This window comes from Nesterenkonia sp. AN1 (assembly GCF_000582475.1).
GTDB lineage: Bacteria > Actinomycetota > Actinomycetes > Actinomycetales > Micrococcaceae > Nesterenkonia > Nesterenkonia aurantiaca.
Map to the genome: position 1 here is coordinate 22,860 of NZ_JEMO01000003.1, position 24,757 is coordinate 47,616.

Annotated in this window: 22 protein-coding genes, 1 tRNA gene and 2 pseudogenes; 15 read left to right on the top strand and 10 right to left on the bottom strand. The window is 67.5% G+C overall.

Annotation, left to right across the window (positions count from 1 at the left end):
* Positions 1–76: 76 nt before the first annotated feature.
* A pseudogene (locus BG28_RS02145) lies at positions 77–1,794 on the bottom strand (flavin monoamine oxidase family protein).
* A gap of 61 nt (positions 1,795–1,855) precedes the next feature.
* On the opposite strand from BG28_RS02145, the gene BG28_RS02150 reads away from it, so the two are divergent.
* From BG28_RS02150 to BG28_RS02165, 4 genes are all read left to right on the top strand, one after another.
* A complete protein-coding gene (locus BG28_RS02150) occupies positions 1,856–2,815 on the top strand; it encodes an SDR family NAD(P)-dependent oxidoreductase (protein WP_036473796.1) in 960 nt (319 codons plus the stop codon).
* Between the two features lie 44 nt (positions 2,816–2,859).
* A complete protein-coding gene (locus tag BG28_RS02155; RefSeq protein WP_235180928.1) occupies positions 2,860–3,708 on the top strand; it encodes an ABC transporter ATP-binding protein in 849 nt (282 codons plus the stop codon).
* Between the two features lie 228 nt (positions 3,709–3,936).
* The gene (locus tag BG28_RS02160) at positions 3,937–4,860 is read left to right on the top strand and encodes an ABC transporter substrate-binding protein (RefSeq protein ID WP_051500847.1); all 924 of its coding nucleotides are present in this window, start codon (positions 3,937–3,939) and stop codon (positions 4,858–4,860) included.
* Positions 4,860–6,986 (top strand): iron ABC transporter permease, encoded by a 2,127-nt coding sequence (locus tag BG28_RS02165; protein WP_235180929.1) that lies wholly within the window; start codon positions 4,860–4,862, stop codon positions 6,984–6,986. Before BG28_RS02160 ends, BG28_RS02165 begins: the two co-directional genes overlap by 1 nt.
* Before the next feature lie 69 nt (positions 6,987–7,055).
* On the opposite strand, the pseudogene BG28_RS02170 reads toward BG28_RS02165, so the two are convergent.
* Positions 7,056–8,458 (bottom strand): annotated as a pseudogene (locus BG28_RS02170) (phosphomannomutase/phosphoglucomutase).
* A gap of 79 nt (positions 8,459–8,537) precedes the next feature.
* Between BG28_RS02170 and BG28_RS02175 the strand changes: the two are divergent.
* From BG28_RS02175 to BG28_RS02185, 4 genes are all read left to right on the top strand, one after another.
* A complete protein-coding gene (locus BG28_RS02175; RefSeq protein WP_036473798.1) occupies positions 8,538–9,428 on the top strand; it encodes a hypothetical protein in 891 nt (296 codons plus the stop codon).
* Positions 9,429–9,545: 117 nt separating this feature from the next.
* Positions 9,546–10,082: a hypothetical protein gene (locus BG28_RS16035; protein ID WP_235180930.1), complete on the top strand. Its 537-nt coding sequence runs from the start codon at positions 9,546–9,548 to the stop codon at positions 10,080–10,082.
* A gap of 13 nt (positions 10,083–10,095) precedes the next feature.
* Positions 10,096–10,908 carry a hypothetical protein gene (locus BG28_RS16040; protein WP_235180931.1) on the top strand — a complete coding sequence of 271 codons (813 nt, stop codon included), beginning with the start codon at positions 10,096–10,098 and terminating at the stop codon, positions 10,906–10,908.
* A 1-nt stretch (position 10,909) separates the two neighbouring features.
* Positions 10,910–11,719 carry a DNA-formamidopyrimidine glycosylase family protein gene (locus BG28_RS02185; protein WP_036473800.1) on the top strand — a complete coding sequence of 270 codons (810 nt, stop codon included), beginning with the start codon at positions 10,910–10,912 and terminating at the stop codon, positions 11,717–11,719.
* A 59-nt stretch (positions 11,720–11,778) separates the two neighbouring features.
* On the opposite strand, the gene BG28_RS02190 is transcribed toward BG28_RS02185, so the two are convergent.
* Positions 11,779–12,384, bottom strand: a complete 606-nt coding sequence (locus tag BG28_RS02190) for a TetR family transcriptional regulator (protein WP_051500850.1) — start codon at positions 12,382–12,384, stop codon at positions 11,779–11,781.
* A 174-nt stretch (positions 12,385–12,558) separates the two neighbouring features.
* On the opposite strand from BG28_RS02190, the gene BG28_RS02195 reads away from it, so the two are divergent.
* Positions 12,559–13,965 carry an MDR family MFS transporter gene (locus BG28_RS02195; RefSeq protein ID WP_084479340.1) on the top strand — a complete coding sequence of 469 codons (1,407 nt, stop codon included), beginning with the start codon at positions 12,559–12,561 and terminating at the stop codon, positions 13,963–13,965.
* Between the two features lie 19 nt (positions 13,966–13,984).
* Here the strand turns inward: BG28_RS02195 and BG28_RS02200 are convergent, their stop codons facing one another.
* The 4 genes from BG28_RS02200 to BG28_RS02215 form a co-directional block, all read right to left on the bottom strand.
* Positions 13,985–14,125, bottom strand: coding sequence for a DUF2945 domain-containing protein (locus BG28_RS02200; protein WP_369797173.1), 141 nt, complete (start codon positions 14,123–14,125; stop codon positions 13,985–13,987).
* Positions 14,126–14,218: 93 nt separating this feature from the next.
* On the bottom strand, positions 14,219–14,542 hold the full coding sequence (locus BG28_RS02205; RefSeq protein WP_036473803.1) for a hypothetical protein: 324 nt from the start codon (positions 14,540–14,542) through the stop codon (positions 14,219–14,221).
* Between the two features lie 101 nt (positions 14,543–14,643).
* Complete coding sequence (locus BG28_RS02210; protein ID WP_036473843.1) at positions 14,644–15,885, bottom strand: MFS transporter; 1,242 nt, start codon at positions 15,883–15,885, stop codon at positions 14,644–14,646.
* A gap of 127 nt (positions 15,886–16,012) precedes the next feature.
* A tRNA-Ser gene (locus tag BG28_RS02215) sits at positions 16,013–16,100 on the bottom strand.
* A 102-nt stretch (positions 16,101–16,202) separates the two neighbouring features.
* Between BG28_RS02215 and BG28_RS02220 the strand changes: the two genes are divergently transcribed.
* Both BG28_RS02220 and BG28_RS02225 read left to right on the top strand, forming a co-directional pair.
* On the top strand, positions 16,203–17,192 hold the full coding sequence (locus BG28_RS02220) for an NAD(P)H-quinone oxidoreductase (protein ID WP_036473805.1): 990 nt from the start codon (positions 16,203–16,205) through the stop codon (positions 17,190–17,192).
* A 118-nt stretch (positions 17,193–17,310) separates the two neighbouring features.
* Complete coding sequence (locus tag BG28_RS02225) at positions 17,311–17,739, top strand: hypothetical protein (RefSeq protein ID WP_341802705.1); 429 nt, start codon at positions 17,311–17,313, stop codon at positions 17,737–17,739.
* Positions 17,740–17,788: 49 nt separating this feature from the next.
* Here the strand turns inward: BG28_RS02225 and BG28_RS02230 are convergent, their stop codons facing one another.
* Entirely contained in the window at positions 17,789–18,235 is a 447-nt protein-coding gene (locus BG28_RS02230; protein WP_036473807.1) for an NUDIX hydrolase, read from the bottom strand.
* A 140-nt stretch (positions 18,236–18,375) separates the two neighbouring features.
* Here BG28_RS02230 and BG28_RS02235 point away from each other — a divergent pair, with 140 nt between their 5' ends.
* Positions 18,376–18,966 carry a pentapeptide repeat-containing protein gene (locus BG28_RS02235; RefSeq protein WP_051500851.1) on the top strand — a complete coding sequence of 197 codons (591 nt, stop codon included), beginning with the start codon at positions 18,376–18,378 and terminating at the stop codon, positions 18,964–18,966.
* Between the two features lie 17 nt (positions 18,967–18,983).
* Here the strand turns inward: BG28_RS02235 and BG28_RS02240 are convergent, their stop codons facing one another.
* A complete protein-coding gene (locus tag BG28_RS02240; protein WP_235180932.1) occupies positions 18,984–20,111 on the bottom strand; it encodes an ArsO family NAD(P)H-dependent flavin-containing monooxygenase in 1,128 nt (375 codons plus the stop codon).
* A 108-nt stretch (positions 20,112–20,219) separates the two neighbouring features.
* Here BG28_RS02240 and BG28_RS02245 point away from each other — a divergent pair, with 108 nt between their 5' ends.
* Positions 20,220–21,548 (top strand): NAD(P)-binding domain-containing protein, encoded by a 1,329-nt coding sequence (locus BG28_RS02245; protein WP_036473811.1) that lies wholly within the window; start codon positions 20,220–20,222, stop codon positions 21,546–21,548.
* 3 nt (positions 21,549–21,551) lie between these two features.
* Here the strand turns inward: BG28_RS02245 and BG28_RS02250 are convergent, their stop codons facing one another.
* On the bottom strand, positions 21,552–22,148 hold the full coding sequence (locus tag BG28_RS02250; RefSeq protein WP_051500854.1) for a putative glycolipid-binding domain-containing protein: 597 nt from the start codon (positions 22,146–22,148) through the stop codon (positions 21,552–21,554).
* Between the two features lie 133 nt (positions 22,149–22,281).
* On the opposite strand from BG28_RS02250, the gene BG28_RS02255 reads away from it, so the two are divergent.
* Together BG28_RS02255 and BG28_RS02260 are read left to right on the top strand one after the other, a co-directional pair.
* Entirely contained in the window at positions 22,282–23,922 is a 1,641-nt protein-coding gene (locus BG28_RS02255; protein ID WP_133725964.1) for a thiamine pyrophosphate-binding protein, read from the top strand.
* Positions 23,923–23,972: 50 nt separating this feature from the next.
* Positions 23,973–24,752 carry a cyclase family protein gene (locus tag BG28_RS02260; protein WP_036473812.1) on the top strand — a complete coding sequence of 260 codons (780 nt, stop codon included), beginning with the start codon at positions 23,973–23,975 and terminating at the stop codon, positions 24,750–24,752.
* Positions 24,753–24,757 lie beyond the last annotated feature (5 nt).

The window sequence follows — 24,757 nt, forward strand, 5'->3', positions numbered from 1 at the left end:
AAGCCGGCCACCGATTCCGGCCACCCAGTCGGGCCGCCCAGTCCGGGCGACCAGTCCAACCGTTCAGTCCGGCCGTTCAGTCCAGCCGGATCGGGGCCAGATCCGCCCAGACGTCACCCGGCCCGGGGTTCTGCGCCGCGGCGGACCCGCCCAGGTGGTGCAGCACCCCCCAGACCGCGTTCAGCGCGGTGGTCACCGCGCCGTCGGCCCAACCGGCGGTGAAGGAGATGTCGTCGCCGGCGAGGAACACCCCGCGCTGGTGCTCCGGCAGCTGCTCCTGGACGAAGTGCCCGAAGAGCCGCTCCTGGTAGCGGTAGTGCCCGGGCAGGTTGTTCTTGAAGGCGCCCATGAAATTTGGGTCGGCCTCCCAGGAGACCGTGATCGGCTCACCGACCATATGCGCCCCGATGTCCACCCCGGGGTAGATCTTCGCCAGTGAATGCAGCATCAGCCGGGTCCGCTCGGAGGCGTCCAGCGGGAGCCACTTCAGGGCGTCGTCGTTCCAGGTATAGCTGAGCAGGATCGCGGCAGGCCGGTCCGGGCCCTCATCCAGCAGGTAGGTGGCGCGGGGGAGCCGGTCGGTCAGCGTCATGGACATCACCGGGCGCCGGTCTCCGGGTCGATGTCGCGCCAGAAGGGCCGGTCCACCATCACAAAGGTCTTGGAGGAGAGCATGTAGTGGCTCTTCTCGATCGCGGTCCACATCGAGGGAGCGAAGAGATTCTCATCGGTGTCGATCCGCGCCGAAAGCAGCCAGGACTGGCAGGTCACCACCGCGGCGGCGAACTCCTGGGTGCGGCCCCATTTCTCGGTGACCCGCACCCCGCCGCCGGGCAGCGCCGGGTTGCTGCCACGATGGATCCCGGAGACCGCACCTCGAGGGGCCCCGCCATGCAGAGATTCCAGCGAGGTTCCAGGGGACCAGTGGGCAAGCTGCTCGGGGCGGTGCTTCCACAGCTGGACCGGCAGCCGCTGGGCACCCCCGTCGATGCTGCGGTGGTGATCATCGGCGCCGGTGAACACCACGCGCAGCACCTCGAGGATCGAATTCGTGAAGTCGGTGTCCCAGCCCCCGCTGCCGAAGCCGACCTGTCCGAAGGCCTCCAGGTGCTCGAAGCTCAGATCCTGGAACGCCTGGCTGGAGGAGAGGAAGCCGTAGAAGGACTCATCGTCGAAGCGCTCCACCAGCTGGTTCCACAGCCGCTTCAGCGTATGAACATCGCGGGCGCAGATCGCCTGCTGCACCGCCTCCAGCTCGGCCTCCTCGGTGAGCGCGCGCTGCCAGGCCTGGGCCACCTCGGCGAAGAACGGCGGAAGGTGGCTGGCATCTTCGGCGTAGAACGCCTGACCCTTGAGCTCGATCACCGTGGAGGGGGCCGCCCCGGTGAGCGGATTCGGGAACTCCCGGGTCGGCAGATCCAGCAGATCCACGTAGTGATAGAACGCCTTGCCCGAGGTGGGGAAGCGCATCCCGCCCAGATCGGCCACCACCTCCGGGGCCGCGGCGAAGGACTGGGTCTTCAGTCGGCCGCCGATCTCCCCGGCCTCGAAGATCACCGGTTTGCACCCCAGCTTCATCAGCTCATAGGCGGCGACGACGCCGGCGAGCCCTGCCCCGATCACGGCCACCTCCGTGCCCTGGGCCTGTTCGGGGAGGCTGCCCAGCCCTGCCGGGTGCTCCAGGTAGTGGTCGTAGCTGAACGGGAAGTCGGGGTTGAGCATGGTCAGCGTGGGCTCCCCGGGGGCGGCGTCCGCCGGGTCCGGGGTCTCGGGCAGCGGGCTGGAGACTGTCATGGGTTCAGCTTATGGGTGCAGGATGGGGTTCATGTGACCCCGGGCTGGAAGGACCTTCGTCATGGCGCGCTTCATCTCTTCATCGAATTCTGCGTTCACCGCGACCAGCACCGCCGAGGAGGTGCTGGAGCGGGTCGATCTGCGAGGGAAGTCAGCGGTCGTGACCGGGGCATCCTCAGGGATCGGGATCGAGACTGCCCGAGCCCTGGCAGGGGCCGGTGCTCATGTGGTGCTCGCGGTCCGTGACGTGCCAGCCGGGCGCCGAGCCGCCGATGACATTCTCCGCACGCACCCGGCGGCGTCTCTCGACGTCCGGGGCCTGGACCTGGCGGATCTGGACTCGGTAGGTCGTTTCACGAGCGACTTCTCCGGTCCGCTGCATCTGCTGATCAACAACGCCGGCATCATGATGACTCCCGAGCTGCGCACCGCGCAGGGCTGGGAGCTTCAGTTCGCCACCAACCACCTGGGCCACTTCGCGCTCGCGCTGGGGCTGCATCCACGATTGCGCGCGGCCGGGGGCGGCAGGATCGTCTCGGTGAGCTCCAGCGGGCATGGCATGTCAGACATCCGCTATGAGGATCTCTTCTTCGACCGTGGAGCCTATGACCCCGGGCACGCCTACGGGCAGTCCAAGACTGCCAATGTGCTGTTCGCCGTGGAGGCCACCCGCCGATGGGCGCCGGAGCGCATCACGGCCAACGCCGTCATGCCCGGTGGGATCTGGACCAACCTGCAGCGCCACTGGGAGCCTCGGGCGCTCGCCGAAGCCAAGTCCTATGTCGAGCGCGCCGGTATAGCCATGAAGTCCCCGGCACAGGGGGCCGCGACATCGATCTTCGCCGCAGCCTCGCCCCTGCTCGAGGGGATCGGCGGGCTGTATCTGGAGGACTGCCAGGAGGCGGAGACGGTCCCGGAGATCGTCAATGGCACACATGGTGTGAGGGACTACGCGCTGGACCCGGAGAGCGCCGCAAGGCTCTGGGAGGTGTCCCGAGAACTGCTCCGCCAGAACTCTTGACGCAAAGTTAGGTGAACCTTCCCAGAAATTGCTAACATGCAGATGTGCCAATCAATCGAACGCCCGCCACGCTGCGGACAGAGTCTGTCTCGGTCTCCTACGGAGCCTCCCCGGTGGTGCACGACGCCAGCGTCGAGCTGCTCCCCGGCGGGGTCACCGCCCTGATCGGCCCCAATGGCAGCGGCAAGTCCACACTGCTGCGCGGCATCTGCCGACTCGCGCACACCACGGGGCGCGTGACCCTGGACGGCTCAGACAGTGCGGCGCTCTCGCCCAGGGCCTTCGCCAAGCGGCTCACCATCCTCGCCCAGCAGCGCCCCACCCCCGGCGGGCTGACCGTGTCCGAAGTGGTCGAACTCGGCCGACATCCCCACCGGAAGCGTTTCAGCCGCACGGACCAGGCCTGCGAGAAGGCCGTGGAACGAGCCATCGCACTGACGGGCCTCGAAGAGCTGCGGCATCGTCCGGTTGCGGAGCTCTCCGGCGGACAGCTCCAGCGGGTCTGGCTCGCCACCTGCCTGGCCCAAGAGACCGACGTGCTGCTGCTCGATGAGCCCACCACGTTCCTGGATCTCAAGCACCAGATGAGCCTGCTGGATCTGATCCATGATCTCGCCGACACCCACGGGCTGACCATCGGGGTGGTGCTGCACGATCTCGAGCAGGCCGCCGATATCGCCGACCGCGTCATCCTGGTCTCGGAAGGACGGATCACCGCCACCGGAACCCCCGCCGAGGTGATGACCGCCGAACGGCTCAGCGCCACCTTCGGAGTGGATATCCAGGTGGCCACGCTTCCTTTCGGCGGACTCGCGGTGCGCGCCCAGCGCTCCGGAAGGCGCCTGAGCGCCCGGGCCGAGGAGCTTGCAGAACCGGCGCTGCTCTCCGCCTGACCCTCTGCGCTATTTCCTCCCGGCCAATCCCTCCCCGCCGCATCCGCGCAGGTCGCGTCCTCGCCACACCTTGCCCTGTTTCACCCCTGCCTGACCCACAGTTTCCACACCTTGTTTGACCCTTACCGAAAGGAACTCTCTCCACCATGAACCTCTCTCCCCGCCTCGGCAGGACGTCTGCGGCCGCCGCCGTCGTCCTGATGGCGCTGACCGCCTGTGGCACCACCGATGTCGAAGACACCGAGGAAGGACGCCGCGGCCGCGGACTCCGGCCCGGTCACCGTGACCGACTACCGCGGCGAAGAGATCACCCTGGACGCCCCGGCGCAACGCGTGGTCACCCTGGAATGGGCGCAGACGGAGAACGTCGAGATCCTCGGCGGCAACCAGGTCGGCGTGGCCGATCTTGAGGGCTACGGGATGTGGAACTCCGCAGCGCCGTTGGACGAGGACACCACCGACGTCGGGCTGCGCACCGAGCCGAGCCTGGAGGCCATCGGACAGGCCGATCCTGACCTGATCCTCGGCGTGGACGTCTCGGTCCCGGAGGGCCTGCTGGAGGATCTCGAGGAGATCGCTCCAGTGGTGCTGCAGCCCGGGGCGGACGCCTCGGACCCGCTGGGGAATATGGAGGACAACTTCCGGATGACCGCTGAGCTGCTCGGCGCCGAGGACCGCGCCGACGAGGTCTGGGCCGAGTTCGAGGAGACCCGCGACGCCGGTGCCGAGGCCATCGAGGCCGCCGGGGCAGCCGGCACTCCGTTTGTGCTGGTCTACCCGACCGTGGAGGGCAACACCGCGACCTTCCGGATGCACGGCCCAGGAGCCCTCGCGCAGACCCTCGGTGAGGAGATCGGCCTGGAATCGGCCTGGCAGGACGAAGGGGATGAGGCCTTCGCGATCAGCCAGTCCGACATCGAGGGTCTGACCGCGCTCGAGGATGACACGATCCTCTACTGGTGGACCGCCGAGACCGAGCCCGAGGATCCGTTCTCCGCGCTCGAGGACAACTCGGTCTGGACCTCACTGGGCTTCGTCGAGAATGAGGCCACCCACCCGGTGGAGGAGATCTGGATCTATGGCGGCCCCGCCTCGGCCGGTCAGTGGATCGACTACCTGGCCGATACCGCAGCCGAGACCGCCGGAGAGTAGTGACTGAACTGAAGAGTGCCGCCGAGGCGCCAAGGACGCTTCCCCGAGGCCCCGCCGGGTCCCCGGCGAAGGCGCGCGCCACCGCCCTGGGTGCGCTGGTCATCGGCGCCGGGCTGCTGGGGCTGCTCTCGATGATCCACCTGACCCAGGGGACCTCGGCCACCTCTCCCTGGGACCTGCTGGCGGCACTCTTCAGCTCCGACGACGGCGCCTCCGCTGCCCAGCTGCGCGCACTCGCGCTGGATTCGCGGCTGCCACGACTGGTGGGAGGGCTCGTGGTGGGCGCCGCACTCGGCATCGCCGGGTGCGCGCTGCAGGCGATGACGCGGAATCCGCTGGCCTCCCCGGACACTCTGGCGGTCAACGCGGGGGCGCATCTGGCGCTCACAGCGGCCGCAGCTTTCGGGATCTCGCTGCCGCTGCTGAGCTCCGCGGCGCTGGCCTTCCTCGGCGGAGGCGTGGCGGCCGGCGTCGTGCTGCTGCTCGCCGGGTTCTCCGAACATGCCCCGATCCGGCTGGTGCTCGCCGGGACCGTGGTGGCTATGGGGCTGGCCTCGGTGACCGCGGCGCTGCTGATGCTCTACGCCCAGTCCACCCAGGGGCTGTTCCTCTGGGGCGCCGGCACGTTGAACCTGGCCGGGCTCTCCGGGCTGCTGCCGCTGCTGCCGGTGGTGATCGCCGCGACCATCGGACTGGTGCTGCTCGCGCGCAGCACCGATGTGCTCTCCCTGGGTGCAGACGCCGCGCAGTCCATGGGCGTCAATGTGGCGCTCCTGCGCGCGGGCCTGCTGCTCTGCGCGGTGGCGCTCTCGGCGGCCGCGGTGACCATGGTGGGCCCGCTGGGCTTCGTGGGCCTCTGTGCCCCGGCGATCGTGCGGCTTCTCGCGACGCGGGTCAGCCGGCTGGGCCGCTTCACCTGGGCATTGAGCGCCTCCGCTCTGCTGGGTGCGCTCATCGTGATCGGCGCCGACGTCGCGGTCCGCGCCCTGGTCTTCGCCGTGGCCGGTCCGAACCTGGCCGTGGCCATCCCCACCGGCGTGGTCACCTCGCTGGTGGGTGCGGTGTTCCTGGTGGTCCTGGCGCTGCGGATGCGCAGCGCCGGCGGCAATCAGGAGATCTCCGCGATGCCGCTGCCCCATGGGATCACCCTGAGCCGCCGGGTCACGCTCACGATCGGCGCCGCGGTGCTGCTGATGGTGCTCGCCGGGGTCGGCATGCTGCTGGGGGACTGGTGGCTGCGCCTCGGTGACGTCCAGCTGTGGCTCTCCGGGGAGGCCGCTCGTGCCATCGAGGTCACCCTAGACTTCCGCAGTCCCCGCGTCGCTGCAGCCGTGTTGGCCGGTGCGGTGCTCGCGATCGCCGGCGCGCTGGTGCAGACCGTGACCCGGAACCCGCTGGCGGACCCTGGCATCCTCGGCGTGGCCGCCTCCGGAGGCGCCGGCGCGGTGGTCGCGCTGATCCTGTTCAACACCTCCGCCTGGACCATGTCTGCCGGAGCGGCGGTGGGCGCGGTGCTCGCCGGGCTGGTGGTCTTCCTGCTCGCGGGGTCCCGAGGGAGCTCCCCGGAGAAGGTGGTGCTGGTCGGAATCGGAGTCATGACCGCCGCGCAGGCGATCACTCAGCTGCTGATCTCCTCCACGAACCCCTATAACCAGGCGATGGCGATCTCGTTCCTGGGCGGCTCCACCTTTGGGACCACCTGGAGCGATCTCACCCCGATCCTGCTGATGCTGCTGCTCTCCATCCCGGTGCTGATCTTTCTGCGCCGGGAGCTGGATCTGATCAGCATCGATGACCTGACCCCGCGGATCCTCGGGGTGCGACTCCCCGGTGTGCGCGCCACCGCGCTGATCATCGCGGTGCTGCTCTCTGCGGTGGCAGTGGTCGGCGTGGGCGTGATCAGCTTCGTGGGCCTGGCCGCCCCACATATGGCGCGGATGCTGGTGGGCCGGGAGCACCGCTGGTTCCTGCCGGTTGCCGCACTGTTGGGCGCGGTGCTGGTCTCAGTCTCGGACACGTTCGGTCGCACCGTGATCGCCCCGGACCAGCTGCCCGCCGGACTGGTGGTCGCGGTGCTGGGCCCGCCGTACCTGCTGTGGCTGCTGAAGCGCTCCACTCGGAGTTGACTGAGCTGCTTCACCCGCAGCTGAGCCCGGCAGCAGGTGCCGAGCTCAGCTGATGGTCGTGCGATCAGATCAGCTCTGCGTGACCAGTTCCAGGACCTCGTCGCGCACGGCTTCCATCTGCTCGGAGCTGTGCGCCTCCCCGTTGAACCGCAGGAACGGTTCGGTGTTGGAGGGGCGGAGGTTGAACCACCAGGTGCCATCGACGGCCCGGACGGTGAGTCCGTCCATGTGCGAGATCTCCGCGTCACGGTCGGTGAAAGCCGCCTCGACCCGCTCGGCGGCACCGGCCTTGTCCTCGACCTCGGAGTTGATCTCTCCGGAGGCCGAGTAGGGGTTGAACTCCGCGGCCAGCTCGCTCAAGGGCCGCTCCTGGCCACCCAGGGAGGCGAGCACGTGCATGGCGGCGAGCATGCCGGTGTCGGCGTTGAAAAACTCGCGGAAGTAATAGTGCGCGGAGTGCTCACCGCCGAAGATCGCCTGCTCCTCGGCCATGACGGCCTTGATGTAGGAGTGGCCCACGCGGGTCTCCACGGCGCGACCGCCGGCCTGTTCCACGACCTCGGGCACGCGCGGGAAGTGATCAGGTTATGGATGACGACGGGGGTTTCTTCACCCTCGGCCTGGGCGCGGGTGATCTCGCGGCGGGCCACCAGGGCGGTCACCGCGGAGGGAGAGACGGGCTCGCCCAGCTCATCGATCACGAAGCAGCGGTCTGCGTCGCCGTCGAAGGCCAGACCGATGTCAGCGCCGGTATCGCGGACCTTGGCCTGCAGGTCGCGCAGGTTCTCCGACTCCAGCGGATTGGCCGGGTGGTTGGGGAAGCTGCCGTCGAGCTCGAAGAACAGCGGGGTGATCTCCAGCGGCAGAGCTGCCAGCAGGTCATCGCCGAGCACCGCGCCCGTGGTCAGCCCGGACATGCCGTTGGCGGCGTCGACGACGACCTTCAGCGGCCTGATCCCGGAGAGGTCCACCAGGGAGCGCAGGTACTCGGAGTACTGGGCCAGGATGTTGATCAGCTTCACCGAGCCGGGCTCGTCGACGGCGGGGATCTCCTCGGCGTCGAGGTAGGCCTGGGCGGCGTCGCGGATCTCTTCGAGCCCGGTCTCCGCGGAGAGCGGCACTGCTCCGGCCTTGGTCATCTTCATCCCGTTGTACTGCGCCGGGTTATGACTCGCGGTGAAGACCACGCCGGGGGCCTCCATGGTGCCTGAGGCGAAGTAGAGCATGTCCGTGGAGACCAGCCCCAATTGCGTCACATTCGCTCCGCGGGAATTGGCCCCCTGGGTGAAGGCCGCGGCGAAGTCAGCGGAGGAGGCCCGCATGTCACCGCCGACCAGCACGGTCTGTCCGGCGAGTCCGAGGACGTCGACGAAGGCGGCACCCACGGCTCGCACGGACTCTTCGGTGATGGTCTCGTCCACAAGTCCGCGGACGTCATATGCCTTGAATGAGGCTGAAAGATCAATAGTCACGTGGATTATCGTACGTGAGCAGGGTTCATCTAGCCCGCGCCCAGGAGAACCGACGTAGACTAGCAGTGTGGAAATACTGGTGGTCCTTGCAATCGGCGTCGTGCTGTTCCTGGGTATTCGCATGCTCATGCAGCGGCAGGCCCAGAAGCTCAACGATGGCATCAAGGTGGCTGTGACCCCGGAGAACGCGCGCAAAGCGGCGCTGGCGCTCTCGGACGAGCAACACCGCGAGCTCTACCGCGCCATCGGCGCAGAGGATGGCCGGCGTGCGCTGGCGATCTTCAAGCAGTCCACCGGCGCGCCGGTCAAAGACTGCATCATCGCGGTCCAGGCGTTGCATGCCTACCCCCAGCAGGCGCCCTCAGAGCTGCGCGTCGAAGACGAGATGACCGGCTCCGACGGCGGCGCGAGCGCCAACCCTGCGGAGCGCCGCGATCGCCCCGCAGCCGAGGATGAGGTCCTCGACGGGGAGCTGGTGGAGGACGCCATCGATGGAGTCCGCGAGGACGCAGACTCCTCCGAGCGTGACGCGTCCACCCAGGATCCAGCCAAGCCCATCGGCGAGGCCGATCCGCATACCGGCGAGATCCTCGGCGAGAACTCACAGCAGATCCCGAACGTCCCCGGTGGCGACAAGCCCCACCGCGACGCCGACGCCCCTCACGACGTGGATGCCCGGGCCAAGCGACTGATGCAAGAGTCCGGGTTCAATCCCGAGGACGAGCTGACCATCCCGGAGGACTGGGATACCGAGGAAGAAGAGATGGCCGGCTTCCACCTCGAGGTCCAGCGCGGCGAGGAGAAGATCACGCTCTCCCACGACGATCTCGAGCCTTGGGTCCACGATCAGCTCTACGCGCTGCTGCGCGATGACCGGGTGGACCAGGCGGCAGAGCTGCTCTCGGCGCACTCCCCGCTGACCAAAGAGGAAGCCCGCAAGTTCCTCGTGGTCTTCAAGAACCAGACCTGATCTCAGGCGGTTCCTGCCCGATCAGCTCGTTTGGTTAAAATTTTCGGAAAGATTCCACACCTGATTTGTGAATCCCTATAGGCTCGAGTGAATTCTCGCGTACGAAGGGGTATTCGAATGGTTCCGAAGACTTGGCATGAAGCCCGCCTGATTCCCACCTCTGGCATCGGCAGTCCGATCGAGCAGGAACGACGAGCTACTTCCGCCCTGCTTGCAGTCATCAGCGCTGTCGACGAGTTCGGCCGTGCATTGTTGAAGCCCTGTGGCGCTCCTGCCGGCCACGTCGAGACCTACGTGGAAGTCCCATTTGACCTCGGGAAGAAGTCCCTGCGCCCGGATGGGGTGATACGAGTGTCCCGGGGCAAGCGAGAATGGACCGCACTCGTCGAGGTGAAGACCTCGTCCAACCACCTCGAAGTGGACCAGGTCGAGAACTACCTCGACCTGGCCAAGGACAACGGCTACGACGCCGTCATCACCATCTCCAACGAGATTCCGCCCGTGATGGGAAGCCACCCGCTGGTGCTCGACAAGCGCAAGGTCAAGAGCGTGCCGGTGTACCACTTTTTCATGGGTGCGGATTGTCTCCATCGCCTTGATGCAGAAAGAAGTTCACGGAGTCCAAGACCCGGATCAAGCCTGGATTCTCGGTGAGCTCATTCGGTACTTGGAACATGATAATTCTGGAGCGCTGGCGTTCACTGACATGGGTTCGTCGTGGACCAAGGTTCGGGAAGACGCGAGAAAAGGTGTGCTGCGCAAGTCTGATCCTGACGTGGTGGATGTGGCCACGAAGTTTGATGCGCTCATTCGGTACACCTGTCTCAGGCTGGGGCAGAAGTTGGGCACAGAGGTCTTCCCGCAGCTTCCCCGGCGACAGTTGCAGAACCCCAAGGAGCGGACGGCAGAACTCGTCGAAGAGCTGGTGGCGGACAGCTGCCTGGCCGCGAAGATTCGCATCCCGGACACGGTGGCCGACCTCGAGGTGAAATGTGATCTTCGAGGTCAACAGATTCACATCTCGGTGACCGTGCCCGCTTCAGGTCACGCGCGCAGTGAGACCCGAGTGCGGTGGCTCATGCGGCAGCTCTCCGATGACCTGGAGAACGTCGTTATCGAGGCGAGTGGTCGAGGTAGAAAACTGGCCGCTCCCATCAGTGAGATTCGTGCGGATGAGAAGGTGTTGGCCCCGGAAACCGACAAAGAGATCAGCCGCTTCAAGATCACGCATATCTACCCAATGGGTGTCGCAAAGTCCACACGGGCGAAGTCATCGTTCATCGATTCCGTGGGTACCTCGATTGATGACTTCTACGGACGAGTGCTTCAACGGTTGAAGCCGTGGACGCCGCCGGCACCGAAGCTCCGCGCCAAGCCAGAAGAGCGGATGCAGGATGACCAGTACGCCTCCACGGACCTCTCCTCGATGGATTCCAGCGAACCCGTGACGGCATCAGTGGCGCCCGCGATGGAGACCTGACGTGCCGGAGGGAGATACCGTGTTCCGGCAGGCGGCCGCGCTGCACGCCGCCCTCGCCGGCAAGGTGCTGACGGCCAGCGACTTCCGGGTTCCGAAGCATGCCACGGCCGATCTCTCCGGCCGGACCGTGGAGCAGGTGATCGCCCGGGGCAAGCACCTGGTGATGCGGTTCGGTGATCTCACCGTGCACTCCCACCTGAAGATGGAGGGGACATGGCACGTCTATCCCCGCGATGCCGCAGGAGCGCGACCTCGTTGGCGTCGTCCGGCCCATACGGCGCGCTGTGTGCTGCGCACCCAGGACCAGGAGGCTGTGGGCTTCTCACTGGGAGAGCTGAACATCCTCTCTGCGGCCGAGGAGCAGGAGAAGCTCGCCCACCTGGGCCCTGATCTCCTCGGACCAGACTGGGACCCCGCCGAGGCGACCCGTCGGCTGCTGTCGGTGCCACAACGCAGCATCGGAGTGGCCCTGCTGGATCAGAGCAACCTGGCCGGCGTGGGCAACGTCTTCCGCAGCGAGATCTGCTTCCTGGCAGGGATCCTACCCAGTCGTCCCGTGGCGGAGGTGGCGAACCTCGCGCGGGTGATCGAGCTCAGCGAGAAGCTGCTGACGGTGAATCGGCTGCGGATCCGGCGATGCACCACCGCCAACCCCACCTCGGGGCCGCCGTATTGGGTCTACGGGCGCGGCGGCAAGCCCTGCATGCGCTGTGGGACCCGGTTGCGCAAGAGTGAGCTCGGCGAGGCCGAGCTGCGCAAAGCCGCCGTGGAAGATCGCGTGATCTACTTCTGCCCGTCCTGTCAGAGATGATCGCGCTGGGACCCGCGTGTCCCAGAACGCCGGCTCCCTAGAACCCGACAGCCCCAGATTCAGGACTGCGCGGAATCGGCATTCGGCACAGTCGCGAACGCGATGTCCAGAGCTTCGAGCATCTCGATATCACCCTCGTGCTCGGCCCAGTGCGAGAACGCGGTGTCGAAGCAGGTCAGCGCGGTGTAGACCAGCACCCGCGCGCGCAGATCGCGCCAGGCCGCCTGCCCCTGAATCGCCGGGGCCAGCGTCGGGATCAGGGACTGAGCCAGGTTCATCTGTTGTTCGAGGTGCCCGGCGCGCAGCGAGTCACTGGTGTTGACCACGCGCAGCAGTCGGGACCAGCGGCCGCGCTCGGTGCGGATGTTCTCCGCGACGTGGCGCAGCGTCTGGTGCAGCGATTCCCAGGGGCCCAGTCGGGTGAGGTGGTCCTGAAGCAGCGCGGGCAGGTCGCCGCTGGTCGGCGGCAGGTCCCCGAAGAGCACCTCCTCCTTGGTGCCGAAGTAGCGATAGAACGTCCGAGGTGAGATGCCCGCGGCGGAGGCGATGTCATCGACCGGAGTCTCGTCGTAGCCGCGCTCCTCGAAGAGTCGCAGGGCGACATCCGCCAGCTCTCCGCGCAGGGCCCCGCGCGCCCGCTCCCTGATACCGATCGATTCACCCATGTGGCCAGTCTAACTGTCGGTTCTGGCAGACTCTGCCACGATAGTCATATAGTGTCTCTCCGTGGGGCTTCCCCTCTCCGCGCCGGTCCATCGCGTGGTTTTCTTCCAAGGAGTTCAACAGTGTCTCTCAGCACCGCGGCCGAAACGCGGCCAGAAACGATCGATCCTCGAGGCATGCGAGTCATCTGGCTGCTGCTGATCTCTGCATTCGTCGCAATCCTCAACGAAACGACCATGGGGATCGCGATCCCGCAGCTCAACGTGGAACTGGGGATCGATCCCTCGCTGGGGCAATGGCTGACCAGCGCGTTCATGCTGACCATGGCGGTCGTCATCCCGATCACCGGCCTGGTCCTGCAGCGATTCAGCACCCGCGGCGTCTACCTGACCGCGATGACCCTGTTCACCCTTGGGACGCTGATATGCCTTTTCGCCCCCGGATTCAGCGTGCTGCTGGTGGGACGGATCGTGCAGGCCTCGGGCACGGCGATCATGATGCCGCTGCTGATGACCACCGTGATGAACGTGGTCCCCGAGCATTCGCGCGGTCGGATCATGGGCCGGGCCGGCATCGTGATGGCGCTGGCCCCCGCCATCGGTCCCACCGTCTCGGGTCTGATCCTGGACTCGCTGAGCTGGCGCTGGATCTTCGGGCTGATCCTGCCGATCGCAGTGATCGCGCTGCTGATCGGCGCGAAGTGGATGCTGAACCTGGGGGAGTCACAGTACAAGCGCATCGACGTGGCCTCGGTCATTCTCTCCGCACTGGGCTTCGGGGGTGCGGTCTTCGCGCTGAGCCAGCTCGGCAGCGCGCACGGCACCGAGTCCGCAGACACCCCGACCAGCGTGATCGCGCTGATGCTCGGCGCTGCCGTGGTGTCCCTGGCGCTGTTCGTGTGGCGCCAGCTTCGGCTGCAGCGCCGCGAGCAGGCGCTGCTGGACCTGCGGGTATTCCGCTCGGTGAACTTCACGATGGCGGTCGTGGTGATGACGATCCTCGCGCTGGCGATGTTCGGCAGCCTCACGCTGCTGCCGCTCTACCTGCAGAACGTCGTCGGACTCTCGGCCACCCAGGCGGGACTGATCGTTCTGCCGGGCTCCGTGGTGATGGGCATCCTGGGCCCCATTGTGGGACGCATCTACGACGCCCGCGGCCCACGTCCGCTGCTGATCCCGGGCACCATGCTGGTCTCGGCCGGGCTCTGGTCCTACAGCCTGGTGGGTGAGAACACCCCGGTCGCGCTGCTGGCCAGCATCCAGATCGCGATGTCCATCGGCCTGGCGATGTCCTTCACCCCGCTGTTCTCAGCCTCGCTGAGCTCGCTGCGGCCGAACCTGTACTCCCACGGCTCCGCGGTGCTGAACACTCTGCAACAGGTGGGCGGCGCCGTCGGCGTGGCAGTGCTGATCACCACGATGTCGCGGGTCGCGGCGAAGGAATCGGGCTCGCTCGGGGAGATCGCGGCGCAGGCCTCCGGGGCGCAGTCGGCGTTCATGATCGCCGGAATCGTGTCATTGGCGGCCGTGGTCGGTGCGTTCTTCGTGCGGTCTCCGTCGCGTATCGCGCAGCAGCAGCGCTGATACAGGCGCGGCGTCACGGTCAGCGTTTATCCAGCGCCTTCTCATGGTGCGCGGCCTCGGCGCCGGTCTTCTCGGACTCCACCAGGTAGACCGGGTCCTCTGCGGAGGCCCGGAAGGTCTGCCCCTGGAACTCCAGGTCCTTGCTGTGCTTGCTCGTCACGGTCCCGTGGGTCTTGCCTGCGGGGTGTTCCAGGAGACCTTATCGCCCTTGCTGAATGCCATGGTGGTGCCTGCTCTCTGCTGCGGTGGAGGATCAGTCGGCGTCGTCGAACTTCTCCCGGTTGGCCCAGGTCTCACCGGGGTCCCCACCCCAGGCGTCCCAGGCGACCCGGCCGGGGCTGGGGTAGCCGTCCTGTCCGTTGTGGAAGCCCTCGGCTTCGCGGTCCACGGTATGCCGGGCGAAGTACTGGCGCATCTTGTGGATGTGCTCCAGCGGCACCTCGGAGCGCTCGGCGAGCTCTTCGGCCCGGTGGCGTCCGGTGTCGGTGAAGCCCTTGCCGGCCTTGCCCTCGTCGATCCAGCTCAGGGCGCGCTGGGCGGCGTGCGCGACGTCCTGCGGGGGAGTGTGGCCGGTCATGGGGAACCTCCTGGGTAGGGTCTGTTCTGGTGTCACTGTACTGGTCTGGCGAACCTGCTCAACAACCTCCGGGTGCCCTGCCCCGAGAGCAGGTTCCCCGGTCAGGCGCTGCCAGGCCGACGGCGGCGGCTGACCAGGATCACGGCCAGCAGCGTGGAGAGCAGGTAGACCACTCCGACCGCCATCCAGCCCAGCGTGAAGCCGCCGCCGGAGCTGATCAGCAGACCCATGCCCAGCGGGCCGATCGCGAACCCGGCGAACATCCCGGCGGTGACCACCCCGGAGGAAGAAGCCATCTTCGCCGAGGGGATGCTGCGCAGCAGCACGCTCATCAGCACCACCGAGACCCCGAGCGCCGAGGCGCCGTGGAGCACCACCGCGGTCCAGAGCAGCGCAGCCCAGCCGGTGGCGTCGGCGCCGAGGAAGGCGCCCACGCCGGCCAACGCGGTCAGCGCCAGGATCAGCAGAAGCAGCGGCCCGGAGGTGCCTCGGGCCATCACCCGAGCCCAGCCGATCCGAGCGGTCACCCCGACCACGCCGGCGACGGCGGCCGTGGCGCCGCCGAGGATCAGTGAGAAATCGAGCTCGCGGACCGCGAAGAGCGGCAGATAGACGTTGGTGGCCTGCACGCCGATCCCGTTGAGGCAGCCGAACGCGGCCAGCGCCCAGACGGCGGCCGAGTGCCCGCGGGGTGCGGCGGGGGACTCTGCGTAGGTGTCGGAGCTGCCGGAGGTCGAGACCTCTGAGCTTGGCCTGGCTTCGCGGGTGGGGTGCAGCAGCGGGACGGTGCGCAGGATGCGCCAGGTGAGGAGCAGCAGCAGCAGCGGCAGCAGGGCCGTGAGCAGGGCTGTGCCGCGCCAGCCGACCAGCACCGCGAGCAGCGGAAAGCTCAGACTGGCCACCAGCTGGCTGACCTGGACTCCGGACTGCTTGACCCCGACCCAGCCGATGCGCTTGCTCGCCGGGACCCGTTCGAGCAGGATCCGGTTGGTGACCCCGTTGGTGAAGGACTGGGCGACACCGGAGAGGCCGGCGGCGATCAGGAGCACCAGATATCCGCCGGGGACCCCGGCGAGGCCCAGGGCAAGGGCGGCGATCAGAAAGACAGCTGTCATCAGCGTGAGATCGGAGCGCCGATCGGCGAGTCGGCCCAACGTGGCGTTGCCGACCGCGGCGCAGGCGAAACAGACGGTGGCCAGCAGCCCGAACTGCGCCTCGCTGATCCCGAGGTCGGTGATGATCGCTTCGCTGGTGGCGCTGAGCCCGTAGAGCAGCAGCGGGCCTGCAGCCACGGCGCCGAGCAGGATGCTCAGCAGTCCAGGCCCCGCCGATTCCTTGCGCATCCACACCTCCGCTTCACCACCGGTGTCCGCGTGGTCGGGGCGGAAGAAGACCGTTCTGAACTGCTGCAGCCACCCGCCACAGTGACCGATGTGGGGCCCCGGCTGCGGGACCCCACATCTCATAGAGCGGAGCGCGTGGGATTCGAACCCACGGTGCGGGGTTGCCGCACACTGGTTTTCAAGACCAGCTCCTTCGGCCGCTCGGACAGCGCTCCTGGGCTTTTCAACCGGCGTGGAGCTCTCCGGTGTTTCGTGGAAAACTCCAGACACAGACTATACGTGAGTCGCAGAGACGGATCGAGTTGAGGAGCGCGAGCATGAGAGCAGTGCACTACACCGAGGCCGGAGGACCAGAGGTCATCACCCTCGCGGACCAGGCAGACCCCACACCCGCAGAGGGGCAGGTGCTGATCGAGGTCGCCGCCGCAGGACTGAACCGTGCCGATGTGATGCAGCGCCTCGGGGCATATCCGCCGCCGAAGGGCGCCTCGCAGATTCCCGGGCTGGAAGTCTCAGGCCGAGTCCTCGCGGCAGGTCCCGGTGCGGACGTGGCCGTGCAGGAGCTGATCGGCAAGGAGGTCGTGGCGCTGCTGGCCGGAGGTGGCTACGCCGAGAGGGTGGTCGTCGATGCCCGCCACGTGCTGCCGATCCCGGCAGGGGTCAGCCTGACCGACGCCGCCGGTCTCATCGAGGTGGCGGCCACCGTGCATTCGAATCTGCGCGGGGAGGCTCAGGTACAGCCCGGGGACAGCGTGTTGGTCCATGGCGGCACCGGAGGCATCGGATCCTTCGCGCTGCAGTACCTGCACGGGCTCGGGGCCAAGGTGCTGACCACGGTCGGTTCCGCGCAGAAGGCGAGCCTCGCCGTCGAACTCGGGGCAGATCACGTGATCAACTACCGCGAGGAGGACCTCGGTGCGCGGGTCCAGGAGCTCACCGAGGGCCGCGGTGTGGACGTGATCTTCGACGTCGTCGGGGCGAAGCACCTCGAGACGAACCTGCGCTCACTGGCCACCGCCGGGCGGCTGGTGATCATCGGGCTGCAGGGCGGGCGTACCGCCGAGCTGGACCTGGGTCTGATGTTGGCCAAGCGGCTGCGCATCATCGCCACCACGCTGCGCGCCCGCGAGGCCGAAGCCAAGGCCGAGATCGTCCAAGCCGTGGGGGAGGAGATCTGGCCGCTGATCGAATCCGGTCAGATCACGATCCAGACGGACAAGACCTTCCCGCTGGAACAGGCCGCCGCAGCCCATGAGTACTTCGACTCCGGCACCCACACCGGCAAGATCCTGCTCACCATGAAGTGACCCCCCTGCGTTGAGGGGCGGAATCTCCGAGTAGTTGGGGGGTTTTCGGGCCCAACAAGTCGGAGAATCCGCCCCTCAAGATAGGGGGAGGGCGCGATTCGATAGACTTTTGCGCATCATGATGAAGCTCTTTCCCCGCCGCCGCCGCGCCCGTCGCCTCGACAAAGAGCTGGGCAAGGGACTGTGGCGTCAGGCCCATGACCGCTACGTCCGGGGTCTGGACCGGTATCACCAGGTCATCGACGGGGTGGCCGACGATGCGACCTACAGCCAGCTGGTGCTGATCGGCGACGAGCTGGCCGAGGCGCTGGACACCGTCTACGAGCTCTGCCGGAAGGCGCAGGTCAGCCACTTCAGCGATGGCCTCCAGGTGCCCGGCGGAGCCACCAAGCTGCATTCCTCGCTCTCCCGGGCGGCCAACCACCTGGCCACCACCGCCGAAGCCGCCGCGATGGTGCGGCTGGGCCACGGGGAGCTGGTGGCGGTCCGTCGCCGTGCCGACCAGGTCAGGGAGGCGCTCCGGGACGCCGCAGACGCGGCGGTCTGAGCGGGAGGTCGGATCAGCCGCGAGTCAGTGCGGTGGGACAGCGCGTGGGTCAGTGCGAGGCGCTGCTCAGCAGTCCCGCGAAGCGGCGGCCGACGTCGACCAGCGAGACCCGGTGCAGACCGTCGATCTCCGCGTGGCTGAACCAGCGCACGGCGTCGGTGGATCCGTCCGGCTCCACGGTCAGGGAGCCGCCGGTGACCCGCGCCCGGTAGATGATGCGCAGATTCTGCAGCGCGGTCCCGCGCTCGCTCTCGTGGATCCGACGATTCCCCGGGATGATGAAGTTATCGATGCCCAGCAGCTCCTGGACCTCGGCCTCGTAGCCTGATTCCTCGAAGACCTCTCGGACGACGCCGTCGGCCGGGTCCTCACCCGGGTCCAGCCCGCCACCGGGAAGAGTCCAGCCCTTGGCGGTGCCGCTGACATGCCAATGCGGCAGCAGCATCCGCCCATCGTGGTCCGTGATGACGGCATAGGCAGCTACTCGAAGGTCCATCTTGGCACTGTAACACCGGGCGATGTCCGCCCGCGGGGCTAGGCTGAGCCCGACTGAGAGGCAGGCAGATGCGACCGATTCAAGGCCCCAAACTCCGTTCGTTCCGAGGGGGTGACCTAGAGGCAGGCAGCGTCGAGGCGTTGGAGCGCACCGGGCAGGCGGACCGCATCCGCTTAGAGGATGCGGACCTCTCCGGGATGGATCTCTCCGGCGGCAGACTCACCGAATGCCTGCTGCGATCCGTGGCGCTCGCCGACACAGACTTCTCCGCGGCCTCGGTGTTGGAATCGAGCTGGGAGCGGGTGAACGCCCCACATCTGAAGGCCCCCCGATCCACCTGGCGGGACGTCTCGGTAGAGGGCAGCCGCTTCGGGGTCGCAGAACTCTACGATGCCGGGATCAGCGGGCTGGTGCTGCGCGGCTGCAAGCTGGACCTGGTGAATCTGCGCAATGCTGTCCTGGCGGATGTCTTGTTCGAACACTGCACCATCGCTGAGCTGGACATCTCCGGCGCCCGCGCCACTCGGGTGAAGTTCTCCGACTGCACCGTGGGTACGCTGGAGGTGCGAGACGCCCGACTGAAAGACGTCGACCTGCGCGGCGCCGCGCTGAGTCGGATCGTCGGGCTCGCCGGACTCAAGGGAGCGGTGATCAGTGAGGAACAGCTGGTGGAGCTGGCCCCCTCACTGGCGGATCACCTGGGCCTGGTGGTGTCCGACGCGCCCCGCTGACCCTCACGCCGCAGGCCTCAGGTGCCAGTGACAGCCCTGGCCGTGGCCTTGGCGAAGGGGCCCACCCCGACCAGGGTGGCCGACGCCGTGCCGGTCCAGTCCCCATAGCCCAGGAGGTAGAGCCGCGGGTCACCGATGACCTGGGTCTTGGAGGGTCCGCCGACCGGAACGTGGCCGTGGGCATCCCGCAGTCCAAGCGGCTGAAGGTGATGCAGCGCTGGGCGGAACCCGGTGCACCAGATGATGACGTCGGCATCCTGAGCGTCACCGTTCTCCCAGGCCACTCCGGAGGGGGTCAGGCGGGTGAACATCGGGCTGGCGCGCAGGGCGCCGCGGTCGCGCGCCTCGCGCACCGAGGGGATCATCACGATGTCGCCGAGTCCGGCCACCCCTGCGTGTTCCCGGCCCTGTTCCAGCGCCCGGATGCGGGCTGTGGCGGCGGCGAAGAGCGCCCGACCGTCGACGTCGTCGGGGAGAAACCTCGGCGGCCGGCTGCAGACCCACGTCGTCTCCGCCACGCTGGACACCTCGGCCAGTATCTGGGCGGCGGAGTTGCCTCCGCCGACGACGATCACTCGCCGGCCCTCGAAGTCCCGGGGGTGCACATAGTCCGCAGCGTGCAGCTGCCTCCCGGAGAAGCCCCGCATTCCGGGGTAGACCGGCCAGAAGGGCCGTTCCCAGGTCCCCGTCGTGGAGATCACGGTCTGCGCCGTCATCGAGAGATTCTCCCCGGTCAGGACCAGCCGTCCCTGGGGGTCCTGGTCCTGGGTCCGCACTGCGGTGACCCGCCGGGGACGGAAGACCTTGAGGTCGTAGCGCTGCTCGTATCGGGTGAGGTAGTCCACGACGTGGGCGCGTGGCGGGTATCCGTGCTCGGACTCGTCCCAGGACGGCATCATCCACCCGGGCAGAGAGGAGGACGAGGACGGCGAGAACGTGCGCAGCCCTTCCCACATGCGGGGCCAGGCGCCACCGGGGCTCTCGGCGGCATCGAGGATCGCGAAGTCTTCACCTGGTGTGAGGCCGGCTCGGCGGAGATAGAAACCCGTGGCGAGCCCGGACTGGCCCCCACCGATGATCGCGATCGGCACATGTGCGGGTGGTTCGGAGGTGGTGTCAGGGGATGGTTCAACCTGGTCAGTCACTGGGCTCCGTTCTGGGTCACGCCCCATTCTGTCCAATACATTGACAGTTGTCGATGCGTGACCGAGAGTGGGTGTATCGAGGTTCATCAATGTAAGGAGCAGTGAACCATGAATGGTCTCCCCGTCGTAGTCATCGGTGCCGGCCCCCAGGGGATGGCGGCCGCAGCCCACCTGCTCGAGCATGGCCTCGAACCGCTGGTGCTGGAATCCGGATCGAACCCAGCTGCCGCCGTGTCCGAATGGGGACATGTGCGCTTGTTCTCGGCATGGCCCGAGCTGATCGATCAGGCCTCGGCGCGACTGCTCGGGCCCACTGGATGGACCGCACCCCAGGCGGGATACCCCACCGGAGCCGAATGGGTGCAGGACTATCTCTCCCCGTTGGCAGAGGCGCTGGGTGACCGTGTCCGCTGCGACGCGCGGGTCACGGCGGTCTCGCGCAAGGGCCGAGACCGTCTGGTCGACGCGGACCGGGCGGGCCAGCCGTTCACCGTGCACATCATCGACTCCGCCGGTGTGGAGTCCCGCGTACAGGCGCGTGCGGTCATCGACGCATCCGGGAACTGGCGGGTCCCGAACCCGGCGGGCGCAGATGGTGTGCCCGCCCTGGGCGAACGCGCGGCCGCAGACCTGATCCGCTACCAGGTGCCTGATCGGGCGGAGCCCGCCCGGTACGCCGGTAAGCATGTGGTGGTCATCGGTTCCGGGGACTCCGCCTTCAATGCTCTCCACGAGCTGACCCAGATCGCCGAGAAGCATCCCGGCACCCGAATCACCTGGGCGATCCGCCGAGTCGTCAGCGAGGGAACCTTCGGAGGAGGCGCAGCCGATGAGCTCCCGCAGCGCGGGGCCCTGGGCCAGCGCGCACAGCGGGCGGTGGAATCCGGTGCCGTGCAGCTGGTCACCGGCTTCCGGACCGCCGAGGTTCGACGCAGCGGCGAACAGGTGGTGCTGATCGATGAGGATGGCCGGGAACTGCCCGCTGCAGACGCGGTGGTGGCGCTCACCGGCTTCCGGCCGGACCTGTCCTTCCTCGCCGAGATGCGTCTCGATCTCGATCCGATTCTGGAGGCGCCGCGTCGTGTGGCGGCGGAGATCGACCCCAACGTGCACTCCTGTGGATCCGTGCAGGCCACCGGGGCCGCCGATCTGGCCCAGCCGGAATCGGATCTGTACCTCGTGGGTATGAAGTCCTATGGCCGAGCCCCGACCTTCCTGGCCCTCACCGGCTACGAGCAGGTGCGCAGCGTGGTCGCCGAGCTTGCCGGGGACCACGCTGCCGCGGCCCGGGTCGAGCTGGAGCTGCCCGACACCGGCGTCTGCGGCGGCGCAGGCGATTTCGACGCCCCTGAGAGCAGCGGTGGAGGCTGCTGCACTCCGGCGCCCGCCAAGGAGCCGCAGCTCATCTCGATCGGCCGAACCGCTGCCGGCACCTGAGCTTCAGGCGCGGCGGGCCAGGGACGGGTAGTCGATCACCAGGCCATGGGAGTCTACGGTCAGGTCAGCGCTGAAGTCGCCGCGCAGGCTGCTATACCTGACGAGCCTGCGCTCACCTTCCCACTGCGAGGCGTAGACCTGCTCACTGCGCAGCACGCGCAACGACGGCATCTCCACCCACGCGGTGGCCAGCTGTGTTGCGGGCACGTCCCGGTCCAGGAGTCCGAGCCGGCGGATCGGCATCGTGTTGGTGACCGGACACAGGCCGAGATCACAGTCGATCGCGTCGTCCAGGGTCGCCGGCTCGTCCAGACCGGGTGGCGGCAGCTTGGTGTCGCCCTGTGCCCCAGCTTCGGCAGACCACCGACCTGACTCTGATCGGGTGAGCTCCAACCAGCGGGACGAGCCGAACCCGCGTGTGCTCACGCGCAGCGCCTGCGTCATCCACCCGCTGGCGACGTCGAGCTCCCAGGCCGAGCTGAAATGTCGGGTCTGGGTGCTGCCGATGGCGTGCATGGAGGACTCGCTCAGTTCGATGCATGCGTGGTCGGAGCGGTCAGGGTCGTCGAGGCCGGACCAGGAGAGCAGATGACTCGTCATGGGATCAGTCTCGTCTCGCCGAGGCTCCGCGACAAGGTGCGCGCACCGAGGAGCTTCGGGTCCGGCATCGCCGATCAGGCTCGGCATGGTCGAATAGGTCATGCCAGCCATTCAACGAGCCGGAGGAGAGCAGATGATCACCGTCGCAGAACAGGTCGGCACCTACCTCGCCCGCCTCGGTGTCGGCCACGCCTTCGGCGTCGTGGGCAGCGGAAACTTCATCGTGACCAATGCCCTGCGCGCAGCGAGAGTGCCCTTCATCGCCTCCAGGCACGAGGGCGGCGCGGCGACCATGGCGGATGCCTACTCTCGGATGAGTGGGGAGGTCAGCGTGCTGAGCCTGCACCAGGGGTGCGGCCTGACCAACGCCGGCACCGGAATCACCGAAGCCGCGAAGTCCCGCACCCCGATGATCGTGCTGGCCGCGGAGAGTGCGGCTCACCAGGTCCATTCCAACTTCGCCATGGACCAGACAGGCTTCGCCCGCGCGCTCTCGGCACAGCCGGAACGCGTCCACTCCGCGGCATCTGCGCTCACAGACACCTTCAGGGCCTATCGCACGGCAGTCCGGGACCGCCGCACCGTGGTGTTGAATCTTCCTCTGGACGTCCAGGCCGCGGAGGCTCTCGGAGAGATCCCGCAGCTCGGCGTCGAGCCGCGACCCGAGATCACGCCGTCCCAGGGCGAGCTCGAGCCACTGATCGAGGCGTTGGCTCGCAGCGAGCGGCCGGTGTTCCTGGCGGGGCGTGGTGGGCGCGGAGCGAAGCATGAAATCGCAGCGCTGGCGCAGGCGACCGGGGCCCTGCTGGCGACCAGCGCCGTGGCGAAGGGACTGTTCCACAGCAACGACTTCGACCTGGGCATCTCCGGCGGCTTCTCCTCGCCCCTGAGCGCAGAGCTGATCAGCGACGCCGACCTGGTCGTGGCCTTCGGCTGCGGCCTGAACATGTGGACCACCCGCCACGGCAGGCTCATCGGTCCCGACACCGTGGTCGCCCAGGTCGACGTCGAGGATTCCGCACTCGGTGCCCATCGCGGCGTCGACCTCCCGATCCTCGGCGGTTCACGCGGCGTCGCCCAGGCACTCCTGGGGGCTTTCGATGGCCGGGAGCGCACCGGCTACCGCACACCTGGGGTGCAAGAGCGCATTGCGACCCAGTCGCGCTGGGACCAGACCCCGACCGAGGACCTGGGCACTCCCGGAGAGAACATCGATCCGCGTGAGCTCTCCAAGGAGATCAACCGGATCCTTCCGGCCGAGCGGATCGTCAGTGTCGACTCCGGCAACTTCATGGGTTACCCCAGCCAGTACTTCGACGTGCCCGATGAGTTCGGCTTCTGCTTCACCCAGGCGTTCCAATCGATCGGGCTGGGCCTGTACACCGCCATCGGGTCGGCCCTGGCGCAGCCCCGTCGGATGCCGGTGCTGGGAACCGGTGACGGCGGGTTCCTGATGGCCGTTCAGGAACTGGAGACCGCGGTGCGCCTGGAGCTGCCCTTGGTCGTGGTGGTCTACAACGACGCCGCCTACTCGGCCGAAGTCCACCACTTCGGTGAGGGGCATGACCTGGCAACGGTGAGGTTCCCCGACACGGATATCGCCGCGATCGCTCGAGGATTCGGTGCCGACGGCATCACCGTGCGCTCCACCGAGGACCTTGCACCGCTGCGGGAATGGGTCGGGTCAGACCCCAGGCGTCCCCTGGTGATCGATGCGAAGGTCGCCGACGACGGAGGCTCCTGGTGGCTGGCGGAGGCTTTCAAGGGGCACTGAAACTCCGATAGCCTCAGCTGAGATCCATCTCGAGAAGAGGGTGTCACCACATGACCGCAGTGAATGCATTGCTCGCCGGCCTGGCCGACAGCTCCGTGCGCATCGTCGATCTCACGAATCCGCTGTCCGCCTCAACACCGACCTTGAAGCTGCCCGAGCCCTTCGCCAACCTGATCGATTTCAGCCTGGACAAGGTCTCGGAGTATGACGAACCGGGGCCGTTCTGGAAGCACCACAACATCCACACCGGTGAGCACGTCGGTACCCACATCGATGCTCCGGTGCACTGGGTATCAGGCCGAGAGGGCCATGACGTGGCCTCCATCCCGCCCGAGCGACTCATCGGCCCGGCCGCGGTGCTGGATGTCAGGGAGCAGGTGGAAAAGGATCCTGACTTCCTGCTGCAGATCGAGGACATCCGTGCCTGGGAGACCGCGAACGGTCCCTTGCCCGAGAACGGCTGGCTGCTCCTGCGCACCGGATGGGACCGGTTCTCCCAGGACCAGGAGTCGTTCCTCAACGCCGACGACACCGGCTCACACACCCCCGGCATCTCGGCAGAGGCGGCCCTGTGGATCGCGGAGCAGACCTCGCTCTCGGGCATCGGGGTGGAGACGGTTGGGATCGACGCCGGCCGCGGCGCCGAACTGGACCCGCCGTTCCCGGTGCACTATCACCTGCTGGGCAATGACAAGTACGGGATCACCTCGCTGCAGAACTTGGACAAGCTCCCCAGCGTGGGGGCGATGCTGGTGGTGGCTCCGCTGCCCATCGTGGATGGGACCGCGAGCCCGTCCCGGGTCTACGCGCTGGTCCAGGACCCGGCCTAGCTGCG